This window comes from Halosimplex aquaticum, assembly GCF_028747785.1.
In the GTDB taxonomy this organism is placed as follows: Archaea; Halobacteriota; Halobacteria; order Halobacteriales; family Haloarculaceae; genus Halosimplex; species Halosimplex aquaticum.
In genome coordinates this window covers 2,257,406-2,275,297 of record NZ_CP118158.1, presented here as the reverse complement: position 1 = coordinate 2,275,297, position 17,892 = coordinate 2,257,406, and the positions used below count along the sequence as shown (strand labels likewise).

19 protein-coding genes are annotated in these 17,892 nt (G+C 70.3%); 8 read left to right on the top strand and 11 right to left on the bottom strand.

All coding sequences use genetic code 11. From position 1 onward, the window contains the following. Positions 1 to 75 precede the first annotated feature (75 nt). Entirely contained in the window at positions 76 to 1,440 is a 1,365-nt protein-coding gene (locus tag PSC72_RS11535) for an aspartate aminotransferase family protein (RefSeq protein WP_274326023.1), read from the bottom strand. Between the two features lie 207 nt (positions 1,441 to 1,647). Here PSC72_RS11535 and PSC72_RS11530 point away from each other — a divergent pair, with 207 nt between their 5' ends. Further along, positions 1,648 to 2,415, top strand: coding sequence for a PHP domain-containing protein (locus PSC72_RS11530; RefSeq protein WP_274326022.1), 768 nt, complete (start codon positions 1,648 to 1,650; stop codon positions 2,413 to 2,415). 12 nt (positions 2,416 to 2,427) lie between these two features. Here the strand turns inward: PSC72_RS11530 and PSC72_RS11525 are convergent, their stop codons facing one another. Both PSC72_RS11525 and PSC72_RS11520 read right to left on the bottom strand, forming a co-directional pair. Then, positions 2,428 to 2,628 (bottom strand): hypothetical protein, encoded by a 201-nt coding sequence (locus tag PSC72_RS11525; protein WP_274326021.1) that lies wholly within the window; start codon positions 2,626 to 2,628, stop codon positions 2,428 to 2,430. Positions 2,629 to 2,763: 135 nt separating this feature from the next. Continuing rightward, complete coding sequence (locus PSC72_RS11520) at positions 2,764 to 3,285, bottom strand: archaemetzincin family Zn-dependent metalloprotease (protein WP_274326020.1); 522 nt, start codon at positions 3,283 to 3,285, stop codon at positions 2,764 to 2,766. A 40-nt stretch (positions 3,286 to 3,325) separates the two neighbouring features. Between PSC72_RS11520 and PSC72_RS11515 the strand changes: the two genes are divergently transcribed. The 3 genes from PSC72_RS11515 to npdG all read left to right on the top strand — a co-directional run bounded on the left by PSC72_RS11515 (position 3,326) and on the right by npdG (position 5,446). Then, positions 3,326 to 3,715 (top strand): UPF0146 family protein, encoded by a 390-nt coding sequence (locus tag PSC72_RS11515; RefSeq protein ID WP_274326019.1) that lies wholly within the window; start codon positions 3,326 to 3,328, stop codon positions 3,713 to 3,715. A 113-nt stretch (positions 3,716 to 3,828) separates the two neighbouring features. Continuing rightward, a complete protein-coding gene (locus tag PSC72_RS11510) occupies positions 3,829 to 4,707 on the top strand; it encodes a TIGR01548 family HAD-type hydrolase (RefSeq protein ID WP_274326018.1) in 879 nt (292 codons plus the stop codon). 70 nt (positions 4,708 to 4,777) lie between these two features. After that, a complete protein-coding gene (gene npdG / locus PSC72_RS11505) occupies positions 4,778 to 5,446 on the top strand; it encodes an NADPH-dependent F420 reductase (protein WP_274326017.1) in 669 nt (222 codons plus the stop codon). A 20-nt stretch (positions 5,447 to 5,466) separates the two neighbouring features. Here the strand turns inward: npdG and ribH are convergent, their stop codons facing one another. After that, positions 5,467 to 5,871 (bottom strand): 6,7-dimethyl-8-ribityllumazine synthase, encoded by a 405-nt coding sequence (gene ribH / locus PSC72_RS11500; protein WP_274326016.1) that lies wholly within the window; start codon positions 5,869 to 5,871, stop codon positions 5,467 to 5,469. Between the two features lie 142 nt (positions 5,872 to 6,013). Further along, positions 6,014 to 6,280, bottom strand: coding sequence for a thioredoxin family protein (locus PSC72_RS11495; protein ID WP_274326015.1), 267 nt, complete (start codon positions 6,278 to 6,280; stop codon positions 6,014 to 6,016). A gap of 140 nt (positions 6,281 to 6,420) precedes the next feature. Here PSC72_RS11495 and PSC72_RS11490 point away from each other — a divergent pair, with 140 nt between their 5' ends. The 3 genes from PSC72_RS11490 to PSC72_RS11480 all read left to right on the top strand — a co-directional run bounded on the left by PSC72_RS11490 (position 6,421) and on the right by PSC72_RS11480 (position 8,570). After that, positions 6,421 to 6,579 (top strand): preprotein translocase subunit Sec61beta, encoded by a 159-nt coding sequence (locus PSC72_RS11490; protein WP_274326014.1) that lies wholly within the window; start codon positions 6,421 to 6,423, stop codon positions 6,577 to 6,579. Positions 6,580 to 6,681: 102 nt separating this feature from the next. Next, complete coding sequence (locus PSC72_RS11485) at positions 6,682 to 7,056, top strand: DUF7532 family protein (RefSeq protein ID WP_274326013.1); 375 nt, start codon at positions 6,682 to 6,684, stop codon at positions 7,054 to 7,056. Then, complete coding sequence (locus tag PSC72_RS11480) at positions 7,053 to 8,570, top strand: DUF402 domain-containing protein (RefSeq protein WP_274326012.1); 1,518 nt, start codon at positions 7,053 to 7,055, stop codon at positions 8,568 to 8,570. Before PSC72_RS11485 ends, PSC72_RS11480 begins: the two co-directional genes overlap by 4 nt. 9 nt (positions 8,571 to 8,579) lie before the next feature. Here PSC72_RS11480 and PSC72_RS11475 read toward each other — a convergent pair whose 3' ends face one another. Both PSC72_RS11475 and PSC72_RS11470 read right to left on the bottom strand, forming a co-directional pair. Then, positions 8,580 to 10,172, bottom strand: a complete 1,593-nt coding sequence (locus tag PSC72_RS11475; protein ID WP_274326011.1) for an LVIVD repeat-containing protein — start codon at positions 10,170 to 10,172, stop codon at positions 8,580 to 8,582. Between the two features lie 46 nt (positions 10,173 to 10,218). Beyond that, positions 10,219 to 11,955, bottom strand: a complete 1,737-nt coding sequence (locus PSC72_RS11470; protein ID WP_274326010.1) for an LVIVD repeat-containing protein — start codon at positions 11,953 to 11,955, stop codon at positions 10,219 to 10,221. Positions 11,956 to 12,127: 172 nt separating this feature from the next. Here PSC72_RS11470 and engB point away from each other — a divergent pair, with 172 nt between their 5' ends. After that, positions 12,128 to 12,745 (top strand): GTP-binding protein EngB, encoded by a 618-nt coding sequence (engB, locus tag PSC72_RS11465; protein ID WP_274326009.1) that lies wholly within the window; start codon positions 12,128 to 12,130, stop codon positions 12,743 to 12,745. Positions 12,746 to 13,106: 361 nt separating this feature from the next. Here engB and yciH read toward each other — a convergent pair whose 3' ends face one another. From yciH to PSC72_RS11445, 4 genes are all read right to left on the bottom strand, one after another. Further along, positions 13,107 to 13,400, bottom strand: a complete 294-nt coding sequence (gene yciH, locus PSC72_RS11460; RefSeq protein ID WP_274326008.1) for a stress response translation initiation inhibitor YciH — start codon at positions 13,398 to 13,400, stop codon at positions 13,107 to 13,109. Positions 13,401 to 13,564: 164 nt separating this feature from the next. Further along, positions 13,565 to 15,817, bottom strand: coding sequence for a transglutaminase TgpA family protein (locus PSC72_RS11455; protein ID WP_274326007.1), 2,253 nt, complete (start codon positions 15,815 to 15,817; stop codon positions 13,565 to 13,567). Next, the gene (locus PSC72_RS11450) at positions 15,814 to 16,854 is read right to left on the bottom strand and encodes a DUF58 domain-containing protein (RefSeq protein WP_274326006.1); all 1,041 of its coding nucleotides are present in this window, start codon (positions 16,852 to 16,854) and stop codon (positions 15,814 to 15,816) included. The genes PSC72_RS11455 and PSC72_RS11450 overlap by 4 nt, the downstream gene beginning before the upstream one ends. Next, the gene (locus tag PSC72_RS11445; RefSeq protein ID WP_274326005.1) at positions 16,854 to 17,822 is read right to left on the bottom strand and encodes an AAA family ATPase; all 969 of its coding nucleotides are present in this window, start codon (positions 17,820 to 17,822) and stop codon (positions 16,854 to 16,856) included. The genes PSC72_RS11450 and PSC72_RS11445 overlap by 1 nt, the downstream gene beginning before the upstream one ends. Between the last annotated feature and the right edge of the window lie 70 nt (positions 17,823 to 17,892).

The window sequence follows — 17,892 nt, the reverse complement described above, 5'->3', positions numbered from 1 at the left end:
GTCTTTTTTTAAATGGATACCTAACGGAATCAACGGCGAAAACTGTGCGGCCCGCTCGCAGGGGACCGGTCGCGCTCAGATCCGCTCGTCGGCCGTCGCCTCGATGGCGTCACAGACGATATCGAGGCCGGTTTCGGCCTGTTCGCGGGTCATCACGAGCGGCGGGAGCAGGCGCAGGACGTTGTCGTCGCGGCCGCCGCCCCACGCGAGGACGCCCCGCTCCATGCAGCGCTGGCGCACCTCGCTCACGGCGTCCGAGGCGGGGCGCCCGTTCCGGTCGACGAACTCGGCGCCGACGAACAGGCCGAGGCCCCGGACCTCGCCGACCAGCGGGCTGTCGACGTCGCGGAGCCGTCCGCGGATGTACTCTCCGAGTTCGGTGGCGTGGTCGAGCAGGTCGTGGGCCTCGATGTACTCGATGGAGCGCAGCGCGGCGCGCATCGCGACGTTGTACCCGCGGAAGGTGCCGGTGTGACCGCCGGGCCCCCAGGTGTCCAGTTCCTCGCGGTAGACCGTCGCCGAGAGGGGGTGGCCGTTACCGATCCCCTTCCCGACGGTCATCGCGTCGGGCGTCACGTCGAAGTGGTCGCTGGCCCACCACTCGCCGGTGCGGCCCATCCCCGTCTGGATCTCGTCGACGATCAGCGGCACGTCGTAGTCGTCGCAGAGGTCGCGCAGGCCGGACATGAACCCCTCGGGCGGGACGACGACGCCGCCCTCGCCCTGGATCGGTTCGACCCACACGCCCGCGGGGTTCGGCATCGCGCCGTAGCGGTCGCCCAGCAGCGTCTGGACGTCGTCGAGCGCCCGATCGACCGCTTCCTCGGGCGGGACGCCCTGCCTGAAGGGGTAGGGGTACTGGGCGTGTTCGACCTCCGCGAGCAGGGGCGTGTAGTCGCGCTTGTACTTCCCGTCGGCGCTGAGGCTGAAGGCGCCGGAGGTCTCCCCGTGGAACGCCCCGTAGAAGGCGACCATCCCGCGGTTGCCCGTGTACTGCTTGGCGAGCTTGATCGACCCCTCGACGGCGTCGCTCCCGGTCGGACCGCCGAAGACGACGCGGCTCGCACCGGCCAGCCCGCCCGGCGCGATCGATTCGAGTTTCTCGATCAGGTCCAGCCGGGGTTCCGTCGGGAAGTCCAGCGAGTGCGGCAGGGTGTGGGACTGCTCGGCGGCCGCCTCGGCGACGTAGGGGTTGGCGTGGCCGACGTTGAGGACGCTGATGCCGGCGAAGAAGTCCAGGTACCGGTTGCCGTCCACGTCCTCGATGGTGGCGCCCTTGCCCTCGCGGAACCCGATGGGCATCTCCGTCGGGTACAGCACCGCGGAACTCTCCGCGGCGCGCTGGCGCTCGCGGAGCCGTCGAGACCTGGGACCGGGGACCTCGTCGACGTTCGGCGCGTCGTCGAAGTGAAGCTCCTCGATTGGTGGGGGCGCGGTCATGCGCGCCCTAGGGTCGTGAATGGTTTTTCAGTTGGTTTCCCCGACTGATTTTCCGCTTCTCCGTCGCCGAGCCATCGCGCCGATCGGGGCGTCCGGCGGAGTGTCAGCGGCGCTCGCAGACGGAGCAGTGACGGCTCCCGGCAGAGACACGCGAGCGGCTCCCGCGCCCCCGAAAGGTCCTTCGCCGTGGCCGACGGATAGGCGCCCGTGTACGACTACCACGTCCACTCTTCGTACTCCGACGGCGAGTTCCTCGAGGGCATGGTGGAGGCGGCGGCCGACGCCGGTCTGGACGGCGTCGGGTTCGCCGACCACTGCAACGTCTCCGAGCGCGAGCACCTCAAGCGCTACAAAAAGCGGTTCGGCTTCAATCTGGACCTGACCTACGAGCGCCGCCGCGACGCCATCGAGGAGCTGCGCGAGGAGTACGACCTGCGGATATTCGACGCCGTCGAGGTCGACTACCACCCGGCGGACGAGGCCGAGATCCGGGCGTTCCTCGCCGAGGCCGACTTCGACTACGCCGTCGGGAGCGTCCACGAGGTCGAGGAGGCCAACGTCCACTGGGACTACTTCGCCGACCGCACCGACGAGCAACAGCGCGCCGCGGTCGACGAGTACTTCGACCGGGTGGTCGCCCTGGTCGAGTCGGGGCTGTTCGACGTGGCGGCGCACCTCGATATCGTCGAGCGCAACCCCGCCCTCCGGGGGTACGCGACCAGCGACCACTACGAGGCGGTGGCCGCGGCGCTGGCCGATTCGAAGACCGTCCCGGAACTCAACGCCGGCCGGATCCAGGCCGACTACGGCGAGTTCCATCCGGGTCCCGACTTCCTGTCGGTCCTCGCCGAGCACGACGTGTCGGTGACCGTCGGCTCGGACGCTCACTCGCCGCGGGAACTGCGAGAACGGGTTCCGATCCTCTCCGACGGACTCGACGCCGCCCCCCTCGACGTCGTCGAGCTTTCGGTCTGACCGCTCGCCCCGTCACTTCGACGCCGCGTCGAGGTCGGCGTCGATGGCGCCGTCGAGGCCGTCGTCGCTCACCACGTACTCCTCCTCGTCCGCCTCGTCGGCGACCTTCTCGCCCTCGGGCTCCTGGGACTCCGTCACCGTGTCGTCGCCGGTGACCGAGACGAACAGTTCACCGAGCTCGCGCGTGCGTTCGTTCTGCTGGGATTCGCTCATTACACCCGTTCTTGCGCCGGACCGAGGATAGCGCTGGCGCCTAACTATGTTGGTCCGATCACGAGTCGTCACGGGATCGGGAGGAGCGCTGTCGGGAGCGCCCCGTATCGGTGTTTCAGAAGCGGCCGGAACGGGTCACATGACCTCTCGCTGGCAGGTGCCGCAGAGCGCCTCGTCTTTGATGTCGACCTCGCGGACGGTCGGCGAGAAGCTCATGACGCAGCGCTTGTTGTCGCAGTGTTCCAGGCCCATCGTGTGGCCGATCTCGTGGATGACCTCCTTGCGGACGCGGTCGGAGAAGACGTCCTCGTCCGAGCGCCGCGAGATGCCGCCGTCGGAGGAGGTGTTGAGCCGGTAAGTCGAGATGACCGACCCCTTGCCGTCGAGGTAAGCGAGGCCGAACACGTAGTTGCGGCGGTGGTAGAACAGGTCCTTCGGGGTGATGGCGATGTTCTTGTCGCCGTCGCCGATTCGGGTGGCGAGTTTGATGAACGCTTCCGCGCTGTACTGGTCGCGACTGCGGTCGTACGCGCCGGAGGGGATCGACTGGGTGTCGTGCATCGTCACGTCGCTCTCGTAGACGGCCCGCAGGCTTGCCGAAGCCTCCCGCTTGACCTCGGCGCGGACGTCACCCACCGGCACGATGTCGACGTGCATACGGGATGCTTATGGGAGCGGACGTGATAAATACCCCGACGTGATCCCCGAGACGCTGGACGCGCTCGTCGATCGGTTCGCCGCCTACGACGCCGCCGTCGAGGTGGGCATCGGCCGGCGGACCGTCGTCGCCGAGGCGCTCGTCGACGCCGGGACCGACGTGGTCGCCACCGACCGCCGCACCAGGCCCGTTCCCGAGAGCGTGCGGTTCGTCCGCGACGACGTGACCGACCCCGACTACTCCGTCTACGCCGACGCGGACCTCCTGTACGCGCTGAACCTCCCGCCGGAGTTGCATCGGCCGACGCTGGCCGTCGCCCGCGAGGCCGGCGCGACGTTCGCGTTCACCACGCTCGGCACCGACCAGCCGCTGGTGGCCGTCGACCGGGAAACGCTCCCGGCGGAGACGCTGTTCGTCGCCCGCGGCTGACGCGTCGGCCGTTCGGCCGACCGATCTCCGCCGCCGGCTCTCCGGCGTTCGAGCGGGGACGAGATGGCGAGTCGGAACGGATTTTTAGGAGGAGTGCTTCCCCGGAGACACTCATGAACGCGGACGCGGTCGTGCTCGACGTCGACGGGGTGCTCGTCGACGTCGCCGACTCCTACCGCCGTGCCATCGTCGAGTCCGTCGCCCAGGTCTACGGCGACACGATCGAGAAGGCGGACATCCAGCAGTTCAAGGACGCGGGCGGGTTCAACAACGACTGGGAACTCACCGACGCGGCGGCGCTGTACGTCCTCGCGCGCCGCGAGGGGCTGGAACTGTCCCTCTCGTCGTTCACCGACCGGGTGGCCGCGACCGGCGGCGGCGTCGCCGCGGCCGAGACGGTCGTCCTCGACGCCCTCGGCCCCGCCGAGCGCGAGCGCGTGATGAGCGAGTGGGACCCCGACCGCCTCCGCGGAGTGTTCCAGCAGCTGTACCTCGGGAGCGACCTGTATCGCGACCTCGAAGGCGCCGAACCCGACATGGACACGTCGGGGTACATCAACGACGAACCGCAGATCCTCGAAGCCGAGACCGTCGACGCGCTGCGCGCGAGCCACGACCTGGGCGTCCTGACGGGCCGTCCCGCCGCCGAGGCCGACATCGCCCTGGAGCGGGTGGGCCTCGACGTGCCCGACGAGCACCGCTTCACCATGGACGACTGGGACGAGGGCAAGCCCGACCCGCACGCGCTCGTGACGCTCGCCGAGCGCTTCGGCGCCGACTCGGTCGTCTTCGTCGGCGACACGCTCGACGACGTCCGCACCGCCGTCAACGCCGCCGAGGCCGACTCCGAGCGGACCTACCGCGGCGTCGGCGTCCTCACGGGCGGGCTGACCGGCGAGGACGGTCGACGGAAGTACGAGCGGGCCGGCGCGGCCGCCGTGGTCGACTCCGTCAACGACCTGCCCGCCCTCCTCGGCGCGGACGGCGAGTAGCTCGGGGACCGACCGCCCCGCGCGCCGCCGAATCGGCAACGCTTATCCTGATATCGTCCGAGGCACCGATATGGACATCGCACTGCTGGGCGGCACGGGCGACATCGGCGAGGGACTGGCCCTGCGCTGGGCGTATGACACGTCACACACTGTGATCATCGGCTCGCGCGACGCCGAGCGAGCCGAGAACAAGGCCGAGGAGTACGTGACCGAACTGGACAGCCGCGGCGTCGAGTCGTCGGTCGCCGGCTACGAGAACGGCGAGGCCGCCGCGCGCGCCGACGTGGTCGTCTGCGCGGTCCCGGCCTACCACCTCACGGACACCATCGAGGCGGTCGCCGCCGACCTCGACGCGGGGGACGTGCTCGTCTCGCCCGCTGTCGGGATGAAACGCGACGAGGACGGCATGCACTACAACAAGCCCGGCACGGGCAGCGTCACCGCGCTCGCGGCGGACGCGGCGCCGGACGACGTCTCCGTCGTCGGCGCGTTCCACAACCTCGCCGCCGACCGCCTCGCCAACCTCGACGCAGAACTCGACGTGGACACACTCGTCGTCGGCGACGACGAGGACGCCGTCGACACCGTCTCCGAACTCGCCGACGAGGTCGAGGGCCTGCGGGCCGTCTCCGCCGGCGGCATCGCCAACGCCGCCGAGGTCGAGGCGGTCACGCCGCTTGTGATCAACATCGCGATGAACAACGAGGGCATGCACGACGTGGGCGTCAAGTTCCACTGAGGCGGCCGTTTCTCCGTTCGTTACGGGAGTGCTTCGATCGTATCGAGCGCCGAGTGGACGGCGTCGGCTCCCTTGTCAACCCGCGCCCGAGCCTCGGGTCCGCTCATGTTCGGCCCCTGAACGCCGAACGCGACGGGCGTATCTCGTTCGAGACTCACGCGACTCAGTTGCCGGGCGGCGGCGTGCGCGACGACCCGGTCGTGATCGGTGTCTCCCGTGATGACGACGCCGAGGACTGCGACGGCGTCGACGTCGTCGCGGCGGGCGAGGCGGTCGGCGGCCAGGGGCGTGTCGTAGACGCCGGGGACGGCGACTCGTTGCGACACGCTCGCGTCGCGTTCGTCAACCGCCGCCCGCGCCCGCGCTTCCAACTCCGCTGCGAGACCCTCGTAGAACTCCGCGACGACGAGTCCGAGTGCGGACATGTCCGGCTGTTCGGCCATCTGTAACAAATGAGTTATCGTTAACGGATATGTTATGGTTCTCCGTCCGGAACCGCGCCGAGCGTCGCGACTGGGGAGTCGACGGACGGAGAGCGGGGACGAAGAGCGGAGAACTGCTGGCGGTTCAGGCGGAAGCCTGGGTGAGCGCGTCCTCGATGTCGTCGGCCTGCGTGACGCCGACGAAGCGCTCGACGATGCCGTCGTCGTTCTCGACGATGAGCGTCGGGAGCGAGCGGACGTGGTACTCGTTGGCCACGTCCTGCTCCTCGTCGACGTTGATCTTCTCGAATTCGACGTCGCCCCACTCCTCTTCGAGGTCCTCCAAGATAGGGTCCTGCGTCTTGCAGGGGCCGCACCAGTCGGCGTAGAAGTCCTTGAGCGTGACTGTCATGCGTCAGTTGAAATTGCGAATCCGGGGGGATAAGGGTTTCCACTACCGGCGTACGGGCCGTCCGCGGGTCGGCTCGACGACACGTCGCCGCCCCGCCACAGGACGAAAGGCTTACGCGGGCGGCCACGAGACAGGTTCGTATGAGCAGCAGCGACAGCGGCGGACTGATGTCCAGTGCCGGCCTCGTCCGGTACTTCGACGCCGAGGACCGCAACGCGATCCGCATCGACCCGCGGACGGTCATCGCGTTCGGCGCCATGTTCGGCTTCCTCGTGCTCGTCCTCCGCGCGACGATCTGAGGCGAGCCCACGCCCGAACCCGCGAGCCCGCCCGACCGGCGCGAACCCGCATCGCCAGCCGTGACCGCGACGTTTTCAAGCCCCGACCGCGAACCCGCGAGCATGCACTTCGACCAGCGGACGCAGGCGGCGCTGCGCGACGCCGGCCTCTCGACCGACGAGATCAGGGAGGTCTCGGAGGCCGTCGTCGAAGCCACCCGCGAGGACGCCGACGCGCTCGAATCGTTCTTCGACGGACTCGACGCCGTCTACTCCGACATGGACCGGGCCCACTCCAGCGCGGAGTTCCCCGAACACGCCGTCGAGTACCTCGACCTCTTCACGCACGCCGACGACATCCGCGGGTACCTTCGCTTCGACTCGTGGGGCGTCCCCGTCGAAGGCGGGCGCGTGCTCAGCGACGACGTGGTCGAACTGCGTCTCGGGCCGACGGTCGACGACCGGGTCCGGTTCGCCGCGGACCGCGACGCGCTATGAGCGACGACGAGGGCGCGTCGCGGAGCGGCGCGGGCGAAGGCGCCGACACGACCGCGGGGGGCGATGCCGTCGACGGCGTCCCGACCGTCCGCGTCCGCGGCATCTACACGACGGCGCTGACCCGCCTGTTCGAGGACGGGGGGCTGTCGGTCGTCCAGGCCTCGCCGCCGATCCGCGACCGCTTCGCCGACGAGTTCCCGCTCGCGCCCGCCGACGCGATGGTTTCGACGACCGACGACCGGCAGGGAGTCGGGATCACCGGTGACGCTGCGGCGGTCGCGACCGCGACGACCGAGGCCCGCGCGGTCGGCCGCGACGCCATGGCCTGGCGCGACCCGACGCCCCGCGGCGCGGTCTACGCCGGCGAAGTGACCGAGACGCTCGGGAGCGGCGCGGTCGTGCAACTGGCCGACGGCGCCGCGGACGGCGACAACGACCTTCCGCCGGTCGCCGGCACCGACCGCGAGGGGTTTCTCCCTTACTCGAAGACCGCGGCCCACGTCGAAACGGGCGACCGCCTGCGCGTCCAGGTGAAAGAGGCCGCCCCGCCGTGGGGGAACGGCCGACCGGTCCTCGACACGACCGTCCGCGTGCAGCGCGGCCTCGCCGCCCTCGTCCGCGGGTCGTCGCCCGACAGCAACGGACCGGAACTCGCGGACCTCCTCCCGGTCGATCCGCCCGAGAGCTGGGGGATCGACTGGGACCCGGCCGCCGACGACGCCGACCTCGACGCGCTCGGCGACGCCCTCGACGGACTCCGCGAGCGAGCGCTCGCACTCGACGAGGCGTTCGCCGACGCGCCCGCGCCCGACGACGCCGCGCCGCACTGCTACTGGCCGGGCGAGTCGACCGTCTGGATCTGGTTCGGCCGCGAGTCCCGCTTCGGCCTCGACGAGCGGCGGCGGGCGGTCACGGCGACGATGAGCGGCCACCACCGCGTGAAGGCCGCCACCAACAGCGCCAGCGCCGCCGTCGACTTCGTCGAGGCGGTCTGTCCCGACGCGGGCGGCGAGGCGGAGTTCCCGTTCGACGCCGTCACGCGGCAGTTCGGCCCGACGGAGGGCGACCGTGTCCGGATCGACCACGGCAAGCCCGACGGCCGCATGTTCTCGCTCGGCACTGGCGAGGTGACCCGCCGCGATCCGGACGGAACGGTCGTCGTCGAGCGGGAGATGTCCGGCCGGGGAACCTACGACGCACTCGGCGTCGACCAGCAACCCGGCGACGTCGCGGTGACGAAACTCACCGAGGGCAAGTGGTGGTACCCGACGGTCTACCGGGGCGAGGACGGCGAGAAACGCGGCACGTACGTCAACGTCTGCACGCCGGTCGAGGCGTTCCCGTCGGCGGTCCGGTACGTCGACCTCCACGTCGACGTGGTCAAACACGCCGACGGGCGGGTCGAACGCGTCGACGACGACGAGCTCGACGCCGCCGTCGACGCCGGCCACGTCCCCGCTGAACTGGCGGAGAAAGCACGGAGCGTCGCGTCCGCGGTCGAGAACGCGCTCTGAGCGCCGGTTTCAGTCCTTGTCTTCGCCGCGTTCCTGGAGCAGTCGCCACGTGCCCAGTCCGACGCCCGCCAGCGCCGCGAGCGGGCCGAAACCGGGGCCGTCCTCGTCGGTCGCGCCCCCCGTTTCGACTGCGTCGGTCCCGTCCCGAGTCGGTCCGCCCGCGGCGGTTTCCGTCGGCGTTGGTGCGGTCGTCGGCGGGGTCGCGGTCTCGTCCGGCGACCCGGTCGTCGAGGTTGCCGTCGGCGTCGCCCGCGGCACGTCGGGGAACGTGTAGAGCCTCGATTCCGCGTCTGTGAGCGAGGGATCCCCGTAGCTGGTTGCGACGACCGCGTCGCCGGGCGCGGCGAGTTGCGCCGTCCAGAAACTCGTCTCCGACGAGCGACGGAAGTACCGCACTCGCTCGGGGTTCGCCGGGTCCGAGAGGTCGTGGACCGCCACGCCGCCGCGGTACCACGACGAGTAGAGGTGGCCCGCGGCGATCTCGAAGTTGTGCGCGGTCGTCCACACGCCGTTGACGTTCGGGTCGGCGGTCGGCGGCGGGTCGACGGTCGCCAGGTGGGCCGGCGACGCGGGGTCCGACAGGTCGTAGAGGTCGATCCCGCTCGGGCCGCCGGGATCGTCCGGCCCCGGCGTCGTCCCCTCCTTCCCGAAGTTCGAGTTCCATGTCTCCCTGCCGACGGCCAGGAGCGAGCCCGACGGGTCGACCGCGGCGTAGTGGTCGTTGCCCGGCGGTTCCTTCTGCTCGCGGGAGACCGCGAGTCCGTCCAGTTCCGCCAGGTCCGCTGGCGAGAGCTGGCTCACCTCGCCGACGTACGCGGGGGCGGTGGGGTCGGAGACGTCGAGGATCCAGGTGCCCGCGTCCCAGTGGGCGAGATAGGCGCGACCGTCGCGGACGAACACGTCGTGGAGCGTCCGGAGCGCGACGGGGACGGACTCCCAGACGGGATCGTGGTCGAACAGCGACCAGCGGGCGACTTCCGCGGGCTCGTCGCGGTCGACGTCGACCACGACCAGCGGGTTGTCGTCGCGGTTGTTCCCGGTGAGGTAGGCGTACCCGCCCGACAGGTCGCAGTTGTGGATCGGGTAGGCGGTCTGGTAGGCCCGCAGGAGTTCGGGGCTGGCCGGATCGGACACGTCGTAGAGCGCGATCCCGTGGAAGCCGTCGGGGTCGTAGTTCGCCGGCCCGGCGACGAGCAGACGCCCGTCGTCGTACTTCACGTCCTGGATCCCCGTCATCACCTGCGTGGTCCCGGGCGGGGAGATGTCGCGTTTCTCTGCGAGGACAGTGGGATCCGCGGGATCGGCGAGGTCCACGGCGGCGAACCCGTCGAGCGCGGCGACGAAGGCCGTCTCGCCGTCGGTGGTCGTCACGGCCTCGGTGGCGTCCTCGACGGCGACGCTCCCGAGCGGTTCGTAGCCGGAGGTCGGCGTCGCGGCGGCCTCGGTCGGCGTGGGCGTCGGGGTTGACGTTCCGGTCGCCGTCGTCGCGTTCGACTCGGAGGGCTCGGTCGGGTGGGCCGCGCCGTCGCGGGAGGACAGGGCGCCGACGGCCGCCGGGACGCCCAGCCCGACGGTCGCGCGGAGGAACTGGCGTCGGTGCACGTCACCCGCCTAGCGGCCGGCGGGTATCAGTCTCCCGGTGGGGCGATTACTCCCCGTCGTCGGACCCGCGGAGCCGCCACGCGCCGATGCCCAGGGCGGCGAGCCCGGACAGGACGCCCAGACCGGGTCCGTCCCCGCTGGTTGTGTCCGTCGCGGTGGCGGTCGATTCGTCCGTCGGTGCGTCCGCCCCGGGGTCGGTCCCGCCGGCCATCGGCGTCTGGGTCGCCGTCGCCCGTGGCGTCGCCGTCGGGGTCGAGGCGTCCGTCGGCGCGGCCGTGTCAGTGGCCGCCGGTGCGGCCGTATCGGTAGCAGTTGCCGTCGACGTCTCGGTCGGGGTCTCCGTCGCGGTAGGACCGGCCGTCGTACCGCTGGCGGTCCCGGCGTCGACCGACCCGCCCGACGGCGTGACCGTCGCCGTGTTGTCGGTCGGGTCGGGGAAGGTGTAGAACCCGCCGGGGCCGTCGTCTTCGGTCGGATGGGTGTAGCTCGTCGCGATGAAGTACTCGCCCGGGATGCCCGTGCGGGCGGTCCAGAAGCTCGTCTCGTCGCCGTCCGCCCAGTGGGCGAGTTCCTCGGGGTTCTCGGGGTCGGAGATGTCGTGGACCTTCACCCCGCCGCGGTACCACGACGAGTAGAGGTAGTCGCCGGCGATCTCGAAGTTGTGCGAGGTGGTGTAGTAGCCGCCGCGGCGGCGCGTCGTCTCCCCTTCCGGGGGCATCGGCGGCTCGATCTCCGACAGTTCCTCGGGGTCGGCCGGGTCGGAGATGTCCCAGAGGACGATCCCGCTCGGTCCGCCCAGGTCCGCTTCCTCGGGCTCGTCGGTCTCGATCGTCTCGTGTTCGAGGTCCCAGCTCTCGCCGCCGACCGCGAGCAGGTCGCCGTCGTCGTCGGGCTGGACGTAGTGGTCGTTGCCCTCGGGCTCCAGCGCGTACTCGGACAGCTCCGCCCCGCTCAGGCCCGCGAGGTCCTCTGCGCTGTAGTCGGTCGCGTGGCCGACGTGGCTCGGGTTCGCGGGGTCGGAGACGTCGAGGATCCACGTCCCGGCGTCCCAGTACGCCAGGTACGCCCGCCCGTTCTGGACGTACAGGTCGTGGAGGTTGCGGAGTCCCCTCGACACGTCCTCGTAGGCGTCGTCGTAGTCGGTGACCGACCACGTGGCGACGGACTCCGGTTCGTCGGGCGTCACGTGGACGACTTCGAGTTCCGACCCCGTCGTCAGGTAGGCGTACTCGCCGTGCAGGTCCGCGTTGTGGATCCGGTAGGCCGTCTCGTAGGTCTTGAGCGGCTCCGGATCGGTGGGGTCGGAGACGTCGAACAGCGCGATCCCGCGGAACTGGCTCCCCCCGTCGGTCGCGAGCATCAGCCGACCCTGGTTGTACTTGAGGTCCCTGAACGACCCCATCTCCCGTCCGTCGGGCGCGGTGATCCCCGTGTAGCTGCCGACGATCTCCGGGTTCTCGGGGTCGTCGCAGTCGACGACGTAGAAGCCGTCGAACCGCGACGCGAACGCGTATCGACCGGACGGTTCCATCACGGCCTCGGTGGTCTTGAACCGGGGGTCGTCGTTCGTGACGTCTATCCGTGCGAGCGGCGAGAAGCCGTCGCCGTCGTCCGTATCGGTTCCGTCGGCGGTCGTCTGCGGGGTCGACGTGGAGGACGCGGTGGTCGATTGCGTGGAGGGCGATACGTTGTCGTCGCTGCCGGCGGCGGAGAGGGCGTTCCCTGCGATCCCCACCAGGCCGGCGGCGCCGACTGCGGAACGGAGGTATTCACGGCGGCGCATGCGCCCCTACCTCCGTCCGGCGGTCGTTTAGTCCTGCTGATTGACGGGAAACGCCCGGACGCTTCGGCGACCCTCGGCGGGGACCGGCGCGACGCCGACGGCGCAGGTCCGGGGAGACCGCGCCACGGCCCAGAGCGCGTCGCTTTTCCACGCCCGCGCTGTAGGGCGGGCCATGTTCGAGTCACGACCGGACCGCGACGCGGAGGTGGCGCTGGTCGGTCGGTCCAACGTCGGCAAGTCCACGCTGATGCGCGAGCTCACCGGCCACACGTTCGACACCGGGCAGCGACCGGGAGTCACCCGCTCGCCCAACCACTACGACTGGGCCAGCGAGGACTTCGTCATCACCGACCTGCCCGGCTTCGGCTTCATGGAAGGCGTCCCCGAGGACGTCCGCGAGCAGACCAAGACCGACATCGTCCGCTACATCGAGGAGAACGCCGAGAAGATCCTCGTCGGCGTCCTCGTCGTCGACGGCAAGGCCGCCATCGACATCATCGACCGCCACTCCGGCCCCGACGAGGTCCCCTACGACGTCGAGATGTTCCACTTCCTCCGCGACGTGGGCATCCCCACGGTCGTCGCCGTCAACAAGATGGACAAGGTCGACGACCGCGACGAGCGCCTGAACGAACTCTGCGAGCGCCTCGGCCTCCCCACTCCCTGGCAGCAGTGGCGAAACACCGTCGCTCCCATCACCGCCAAGCGCGGCTCCATCGAACCCATGAACGAGGCCATCCGCCACCACCTCCACGAACAGGGCCGCGACGACCTGTTTCAGTTTTTCTAACCCATCTTTCTCGCCGGGGGGTCGCGCTGCGCGCGATCCCCTGGCCAAAAACATGGGTGAAAAAGCGCGGCCTCACTTCGTTCGGCCGCGTGAACCGCGCTCGCTCCGCTCGCGCGGATGCTACACTTCTTCTGAGATGCTTCACGGTTTGCATCGACGCCACCTCTCGGCAGTCGGAACCTCGAACTTCGAAAGATCGGGGAGCGGGGACGGAGACCCGCCAGGACGCGACTACCGTTCGCTCACATCGACGCCGATATCGGCGGACTGGCCGCCCGTCCGACGGCAGCGCGGCTCTCTCCTCGATAGAGGCGCTAAAAAACGCTCTTCACGCGGGCGTTCGACGCCGTGGTCGGGGGGATCAGGCGACGTTGAAGCCCTTGTCTCGGAGGAAGTCCTCGACGCGACCCGTGTGGTTACCCTGGAGTTCGATGGAGCCGTCTTCGACCGTCCCACCGCACGCGAACTTCGACTTCAGGTCGGACGAGAGCGTGTCCATGTCGACGTCCTTCGGGTCGAATCCTTCGATCACCGTTACCTCTTTTCCGTAGCGGCGCTCGTCGATGCGGACGCTGATCTCCTGGGAGTCCTTGGCGACGTCTTCACAGACGCAGAGCTCCTGGGGGAGCCCGCACGTCGAGCACACCTCAGACATCGTCACCCGAACGGCTCGTTGCGGCGGTCACCTGTCTGACGGCCCTGACTTGCGGCGTACTCGCCTTGGGGAGCGAGCAGACTTCCGACATTACGCATCGGCATACGAAATCGACCTATTAAACACTGTCGGGACTCCCCACGGCCGCTCGCGTCTGCGGCCTGTCAGGCGCCCCGCCAGCCGACGATGTCGTCCACCAGGGCGACCGCCTCGTCTGCCTCCTCGCGAGTGACCTCGCCGGCGTAGCGGGCGCGTTCGCGGACGTACGCGACCTGCGTCGCTCGCTCGTCGGCGCCGATCGCCTTGAGGTACTGCCGCGGCGTCTCCTCGGGCCTGCGCGGCCGGTGGCGCTCGGCGAGGACGTACTCCAGGCGCTCGAACGCCCGCTCGGCGTCGGTCTCGGGGTCTTTCGTCGGCTGATAGCGCACCCAGACCGCCCGGTACGCCCGGCCGGTCAGGCCGCTCCGGCGGAGGCCGACGACGAGACCGAGCAGGACGATCGCGCCCAGCGTCGCCTCCTCGCGAGTCGGCGGCCGGCCCCCGAACGGCCCCGTCGACTCGTCGCCGCCCCCGCCGGCGCCGCCGGAGCCGTTCGTCGATGTGGCGGTGACCGACGGGCTCGACAGCGTCACGTTCGGCGCGGGCGTCCCGCCGGGGCGCGTGATCCGGTCGGGGATGGTCATCGGGCCGGGCGCCTCCTGGACGGGCTGTTCGGCCCGGGGCGTCAGCGGCGCCGGCGTCGCGGTCGGCGTCGCCGTCCACTCGCCGCCGCCGGTGTCGTTGAGGTCGACGTCGGTGCGGTTGTTCTCGCGGGCGCGCGTGAGTTCCTGCTGCTCGGCGCTGCGTCGCGGGCCGGCGGGCGTCGGATCGAAGCGGACCCACCCCACCTCGGGGAAGTACACTTCGACCCACGAGTGGGCGTTGTACCCGCGGACGACCCACTCGTCCTCGGCGACCCGCTCGCCCGGCGTGTAGCCGACGGCCAGGCGCGCGGGGATGTCCTGGGTCCGCAGCATGACGACCATCGTCGTCGCGAAGTAGGTGCAGTAGCCGGCGTCCATCTCGAAGAGGAACTCGTCGGCGACGTTCTTCCGGGGCCGCCGCACGTCCAGCGAGTACCCCTTGTTGTTCTTCAGCCACCGCTCGACGACGCGCGCGGTGTCGTAGGTGGTGTTGGCGCGAGCCGTGATCCGCGCCGTCCGCTCGGCGACGCGGTCGGACGTGCTCGACGGGAGCCGCGTGTAGCGCTCCTCGACCGACGATGGGTAGTCGGTGCCGGCCGCGCGCAGTTCCTCGGCGCTCGCGACGGGTACCTGACTCGTGACGGAGAACCGATCGCCCTTCGAGACGCTCCCGTCGAGTTCGAGGCCGTCGAGGTCGTTGACCGTCACGTCGTCGGCGACGCTCCCGCCGACGGAGACGGGCTTCCAGGCCGCCGGGACGACGTCCATCTCGTCGACGGCGGTGTAGGTCTGGCTCACCGTCTGGCTCCGGCCCGGCGGCCCGTCCAGGTTGCCGCGGTAGGAGTCGGTGCTGCCGGTCCGGACCCACCCGTCGCCGGTGTAGCGGTCGTAGGTGCCGACCTGCCAGTAGGACTCGGCGTCGCTCTCGACGCGGAAGCGGACGTCGGGCGACAGCGAGAGGTTGCCCGCGATCCCGAGCTGGTTGTCGGCCTCGAGGAGGTTCGCCTCGACGGTCCCGCCGCCGGCCGCTCCGCCGGTCTGGAACCGCGACCACGTGTCGGCGGTCCGCGAGGGACCGCCGGGCACGATCGGCGCGACCGCCGAGAGGACGATGAGGACGGCGAGCAACACGGCGAGCGGCTCGGCGGCCTTCAGCGAGTCGCCGCGGCGGTCCATATCGCCGACGGCGACGGCGACGATGGCGCCGACCACGCCGAGCAGCGTCGTCACCGTCGAGGCGTCGGTGGTCAACACCAGGAAGCCGAGCGTCCCGCCGCCCGCCAGCACGCCAGCGACGTAGCGCCGGCGCATCGCCAGGTACCACGTCAGGAACAGCGGCCCGGGCGAGACGCCCAGCACCCAGAGGTCGACGTTCGTCACCTGCAGCAGCGACCGCCCGGTCATCAGCGCGATGGCGTCGGTCACCAGCGGGACCAGCGGCGGCTGGCGCGGCAGGCTGAGGACGTACAGCGTCAGTCCGGTGGCGAGCAACCCGACGGCGACGACCGCCGCCCAGCGGAACCGGATCGAGTTCGACAGCGACGTCGCCGCCGCCAGCGCCACGGCCGCGACGAGGAGGTACAGTATCGGCTCGCCGGTCACGTCGACGAAGTGGTAGAAGACCGAGCCGTACGCGGAGATGAGCAGCGCGATACCGCCGAGGGCGACGGTCCTGACGGGGTCGACCTCGACCACGCCCAGGGACACGCCGCGAGAGCGCGTCTCGGTGCTCACGACTCCACCTCCCGACGGGTGATTGGGTTCTCCCGACGGGTGATTGGGTTCTCCCGACTGACGGTGATGTCCTCGAACGAGCGGTCGTCGCTCCCGAAGGCGACGCTGACGCCGTCGGCGTCCCCCCGGATCACCACGTCAGCGTCCTCGGTCGCGCCGTCGGGCAGCGAGTAGGATTTGAACGGCGACGTGAAGTCCGTGTCCGTCACCGCCAGCGCGCCGAGCAGTCGCTGGCGGTGGTCGTCACCGCGGCCCATCGGGACCGTCTGCTCGGGGATCCGTAACTCGACGGCCAGCCCCGCGTCGAGGGCCATGACGGCCACGCTCGCCGCCGCGGCGGCCATCTCGTCGACGGACCCGGCGTCGGCCGTCGCCGCGACGACGATCTGGTCGTCGTCGACGCGGTTGTCCGCGAACTCGGCCACGTAGATCTCGTCCTGGGCCTTCGCGGTCGACTTCCAGTGGACGTCCCGGAGCGGGTCGCCGGGGACGTACTCCCGCAGCGTGTCGAACTCCTGGCGCTCGACCTCCGAGCGCTCCAGGACGTGCCGGAGGATCACGTCCCGCCCGGCGACCTGGTACACCGGCGGGTAGACGAGCACGCGCGTCGTCGGCCCCACCTCGTAGGTCGTCTCGACGAGCCCCAGGAGGTCGCGCATCCGGACGTCCAGCGGGCCGAGCGAGTGTCGGCCGCGCTCGGCGCAGGTCAGCGTGTACGTGAACGTCGTCGGCAGCGTCGCTTCGGCGGTCGCGTCCTCGACCGTGAGGCCGTCTGGGACCGTCTCTTCGATCCGCGCGACGCCGCTGCCCTCGACCTCGACGGTCACCTCGCGCGTGTCGCCGGGGAACGCCGCCGGGACGTAGTCGCGCTCGGCCGTCGGGACCTCGGCGCGTCGCAACTGGACCACGGAGGCGACGAGGGCGACCACTGCCGGCGCGGCGATGGCGTTCAGCGCTCGGGCGCCGTAGGTGAGCGCCAGCACTTCGGCGAGGACGACGATGCCCAGGACGGCGTAGCCACGTCGTGTCAGCTGCATCACTCGACGCGGACGGATTCGAGGGCGTTCTCGACGACGGCCCGCGGCGTCGTCTCGTCGGTGCTCGTCCGGATCCGGTGCGGGAATACCACCTCCGCTTCCGTCTGGACGTCGTCCGGGATCACGTACTCCCGCCCTTCCAGGACGGCCCGGCCCTGCGCGGCCCGCAGGACGGCGAGGCCGCCCCGGGGGCTCACACCGAGTTCGGCGTGGCGTCTGGTGAACTGCGAGAGCCGCGTGACGTACTCGCGGACCGACCGCTCGACGGTGACGCCCGCGGCGGCGTCGCGGGCGGCCCGCAGGTCGTCGAGCGTCGCCACCGAGTCGAGGTCGTCGATGGGATGGTGGCCGACCATCCGGTCGAACATCTCCGTCTCCTCGTCGGTGTCGGGATAGCCCAGACGGAGTTTCTTCATGAACCGGTCGAGTTCGGCCATCGGCAGCTCGTAGGTCCGGTCGCGCTCGACGGTGTTCTGCGTCGCGATGACCGTGAACGGATGGGGCAGGTCGTGGGACTCGCCGTCGACGGTGACCTGCTGTTCCTCCATCGCCTCCAGCAGGGCGGACTGGGTCTTCGGCGGCGCGCGGTTGATCTCGTCGCCGAGGACGACGTTGGCGAACACGGGGCCGGGGCGGAAGTCGAAGGCCTCGGTCTTCTGGTTGAAGACGTTGACGCCGGTCACGTCGGAGGGGAGGAGGTCCGGCGTGAACTGGACGCGCTTGAACGACCCCTCGAACGACCGGGCGACGGCGCGGGCGAGCATCGTCTTCCCGACGCCGGGCACGTCTTCCAGCAGGATGTGACCGCGGCCGAGCAGGGCGGTGATGATGTGTTCAATCTCGTGGTGGTGGCCGACGATCACCTCCTCGACGTTCTCGACGACGCGCGCTATCACGGCCTGCGCGTCGTTGACGTCCTCGACCGTGCTCTCCTGGCGACCGGAGACTGTGGTGTCTGTGTCTGTCATAGGTGGCTACGGCTCCGACGCGCCGCCTCGTGTGACTCCACTCGCGACGACCGGTGATGCGTGGGAACTG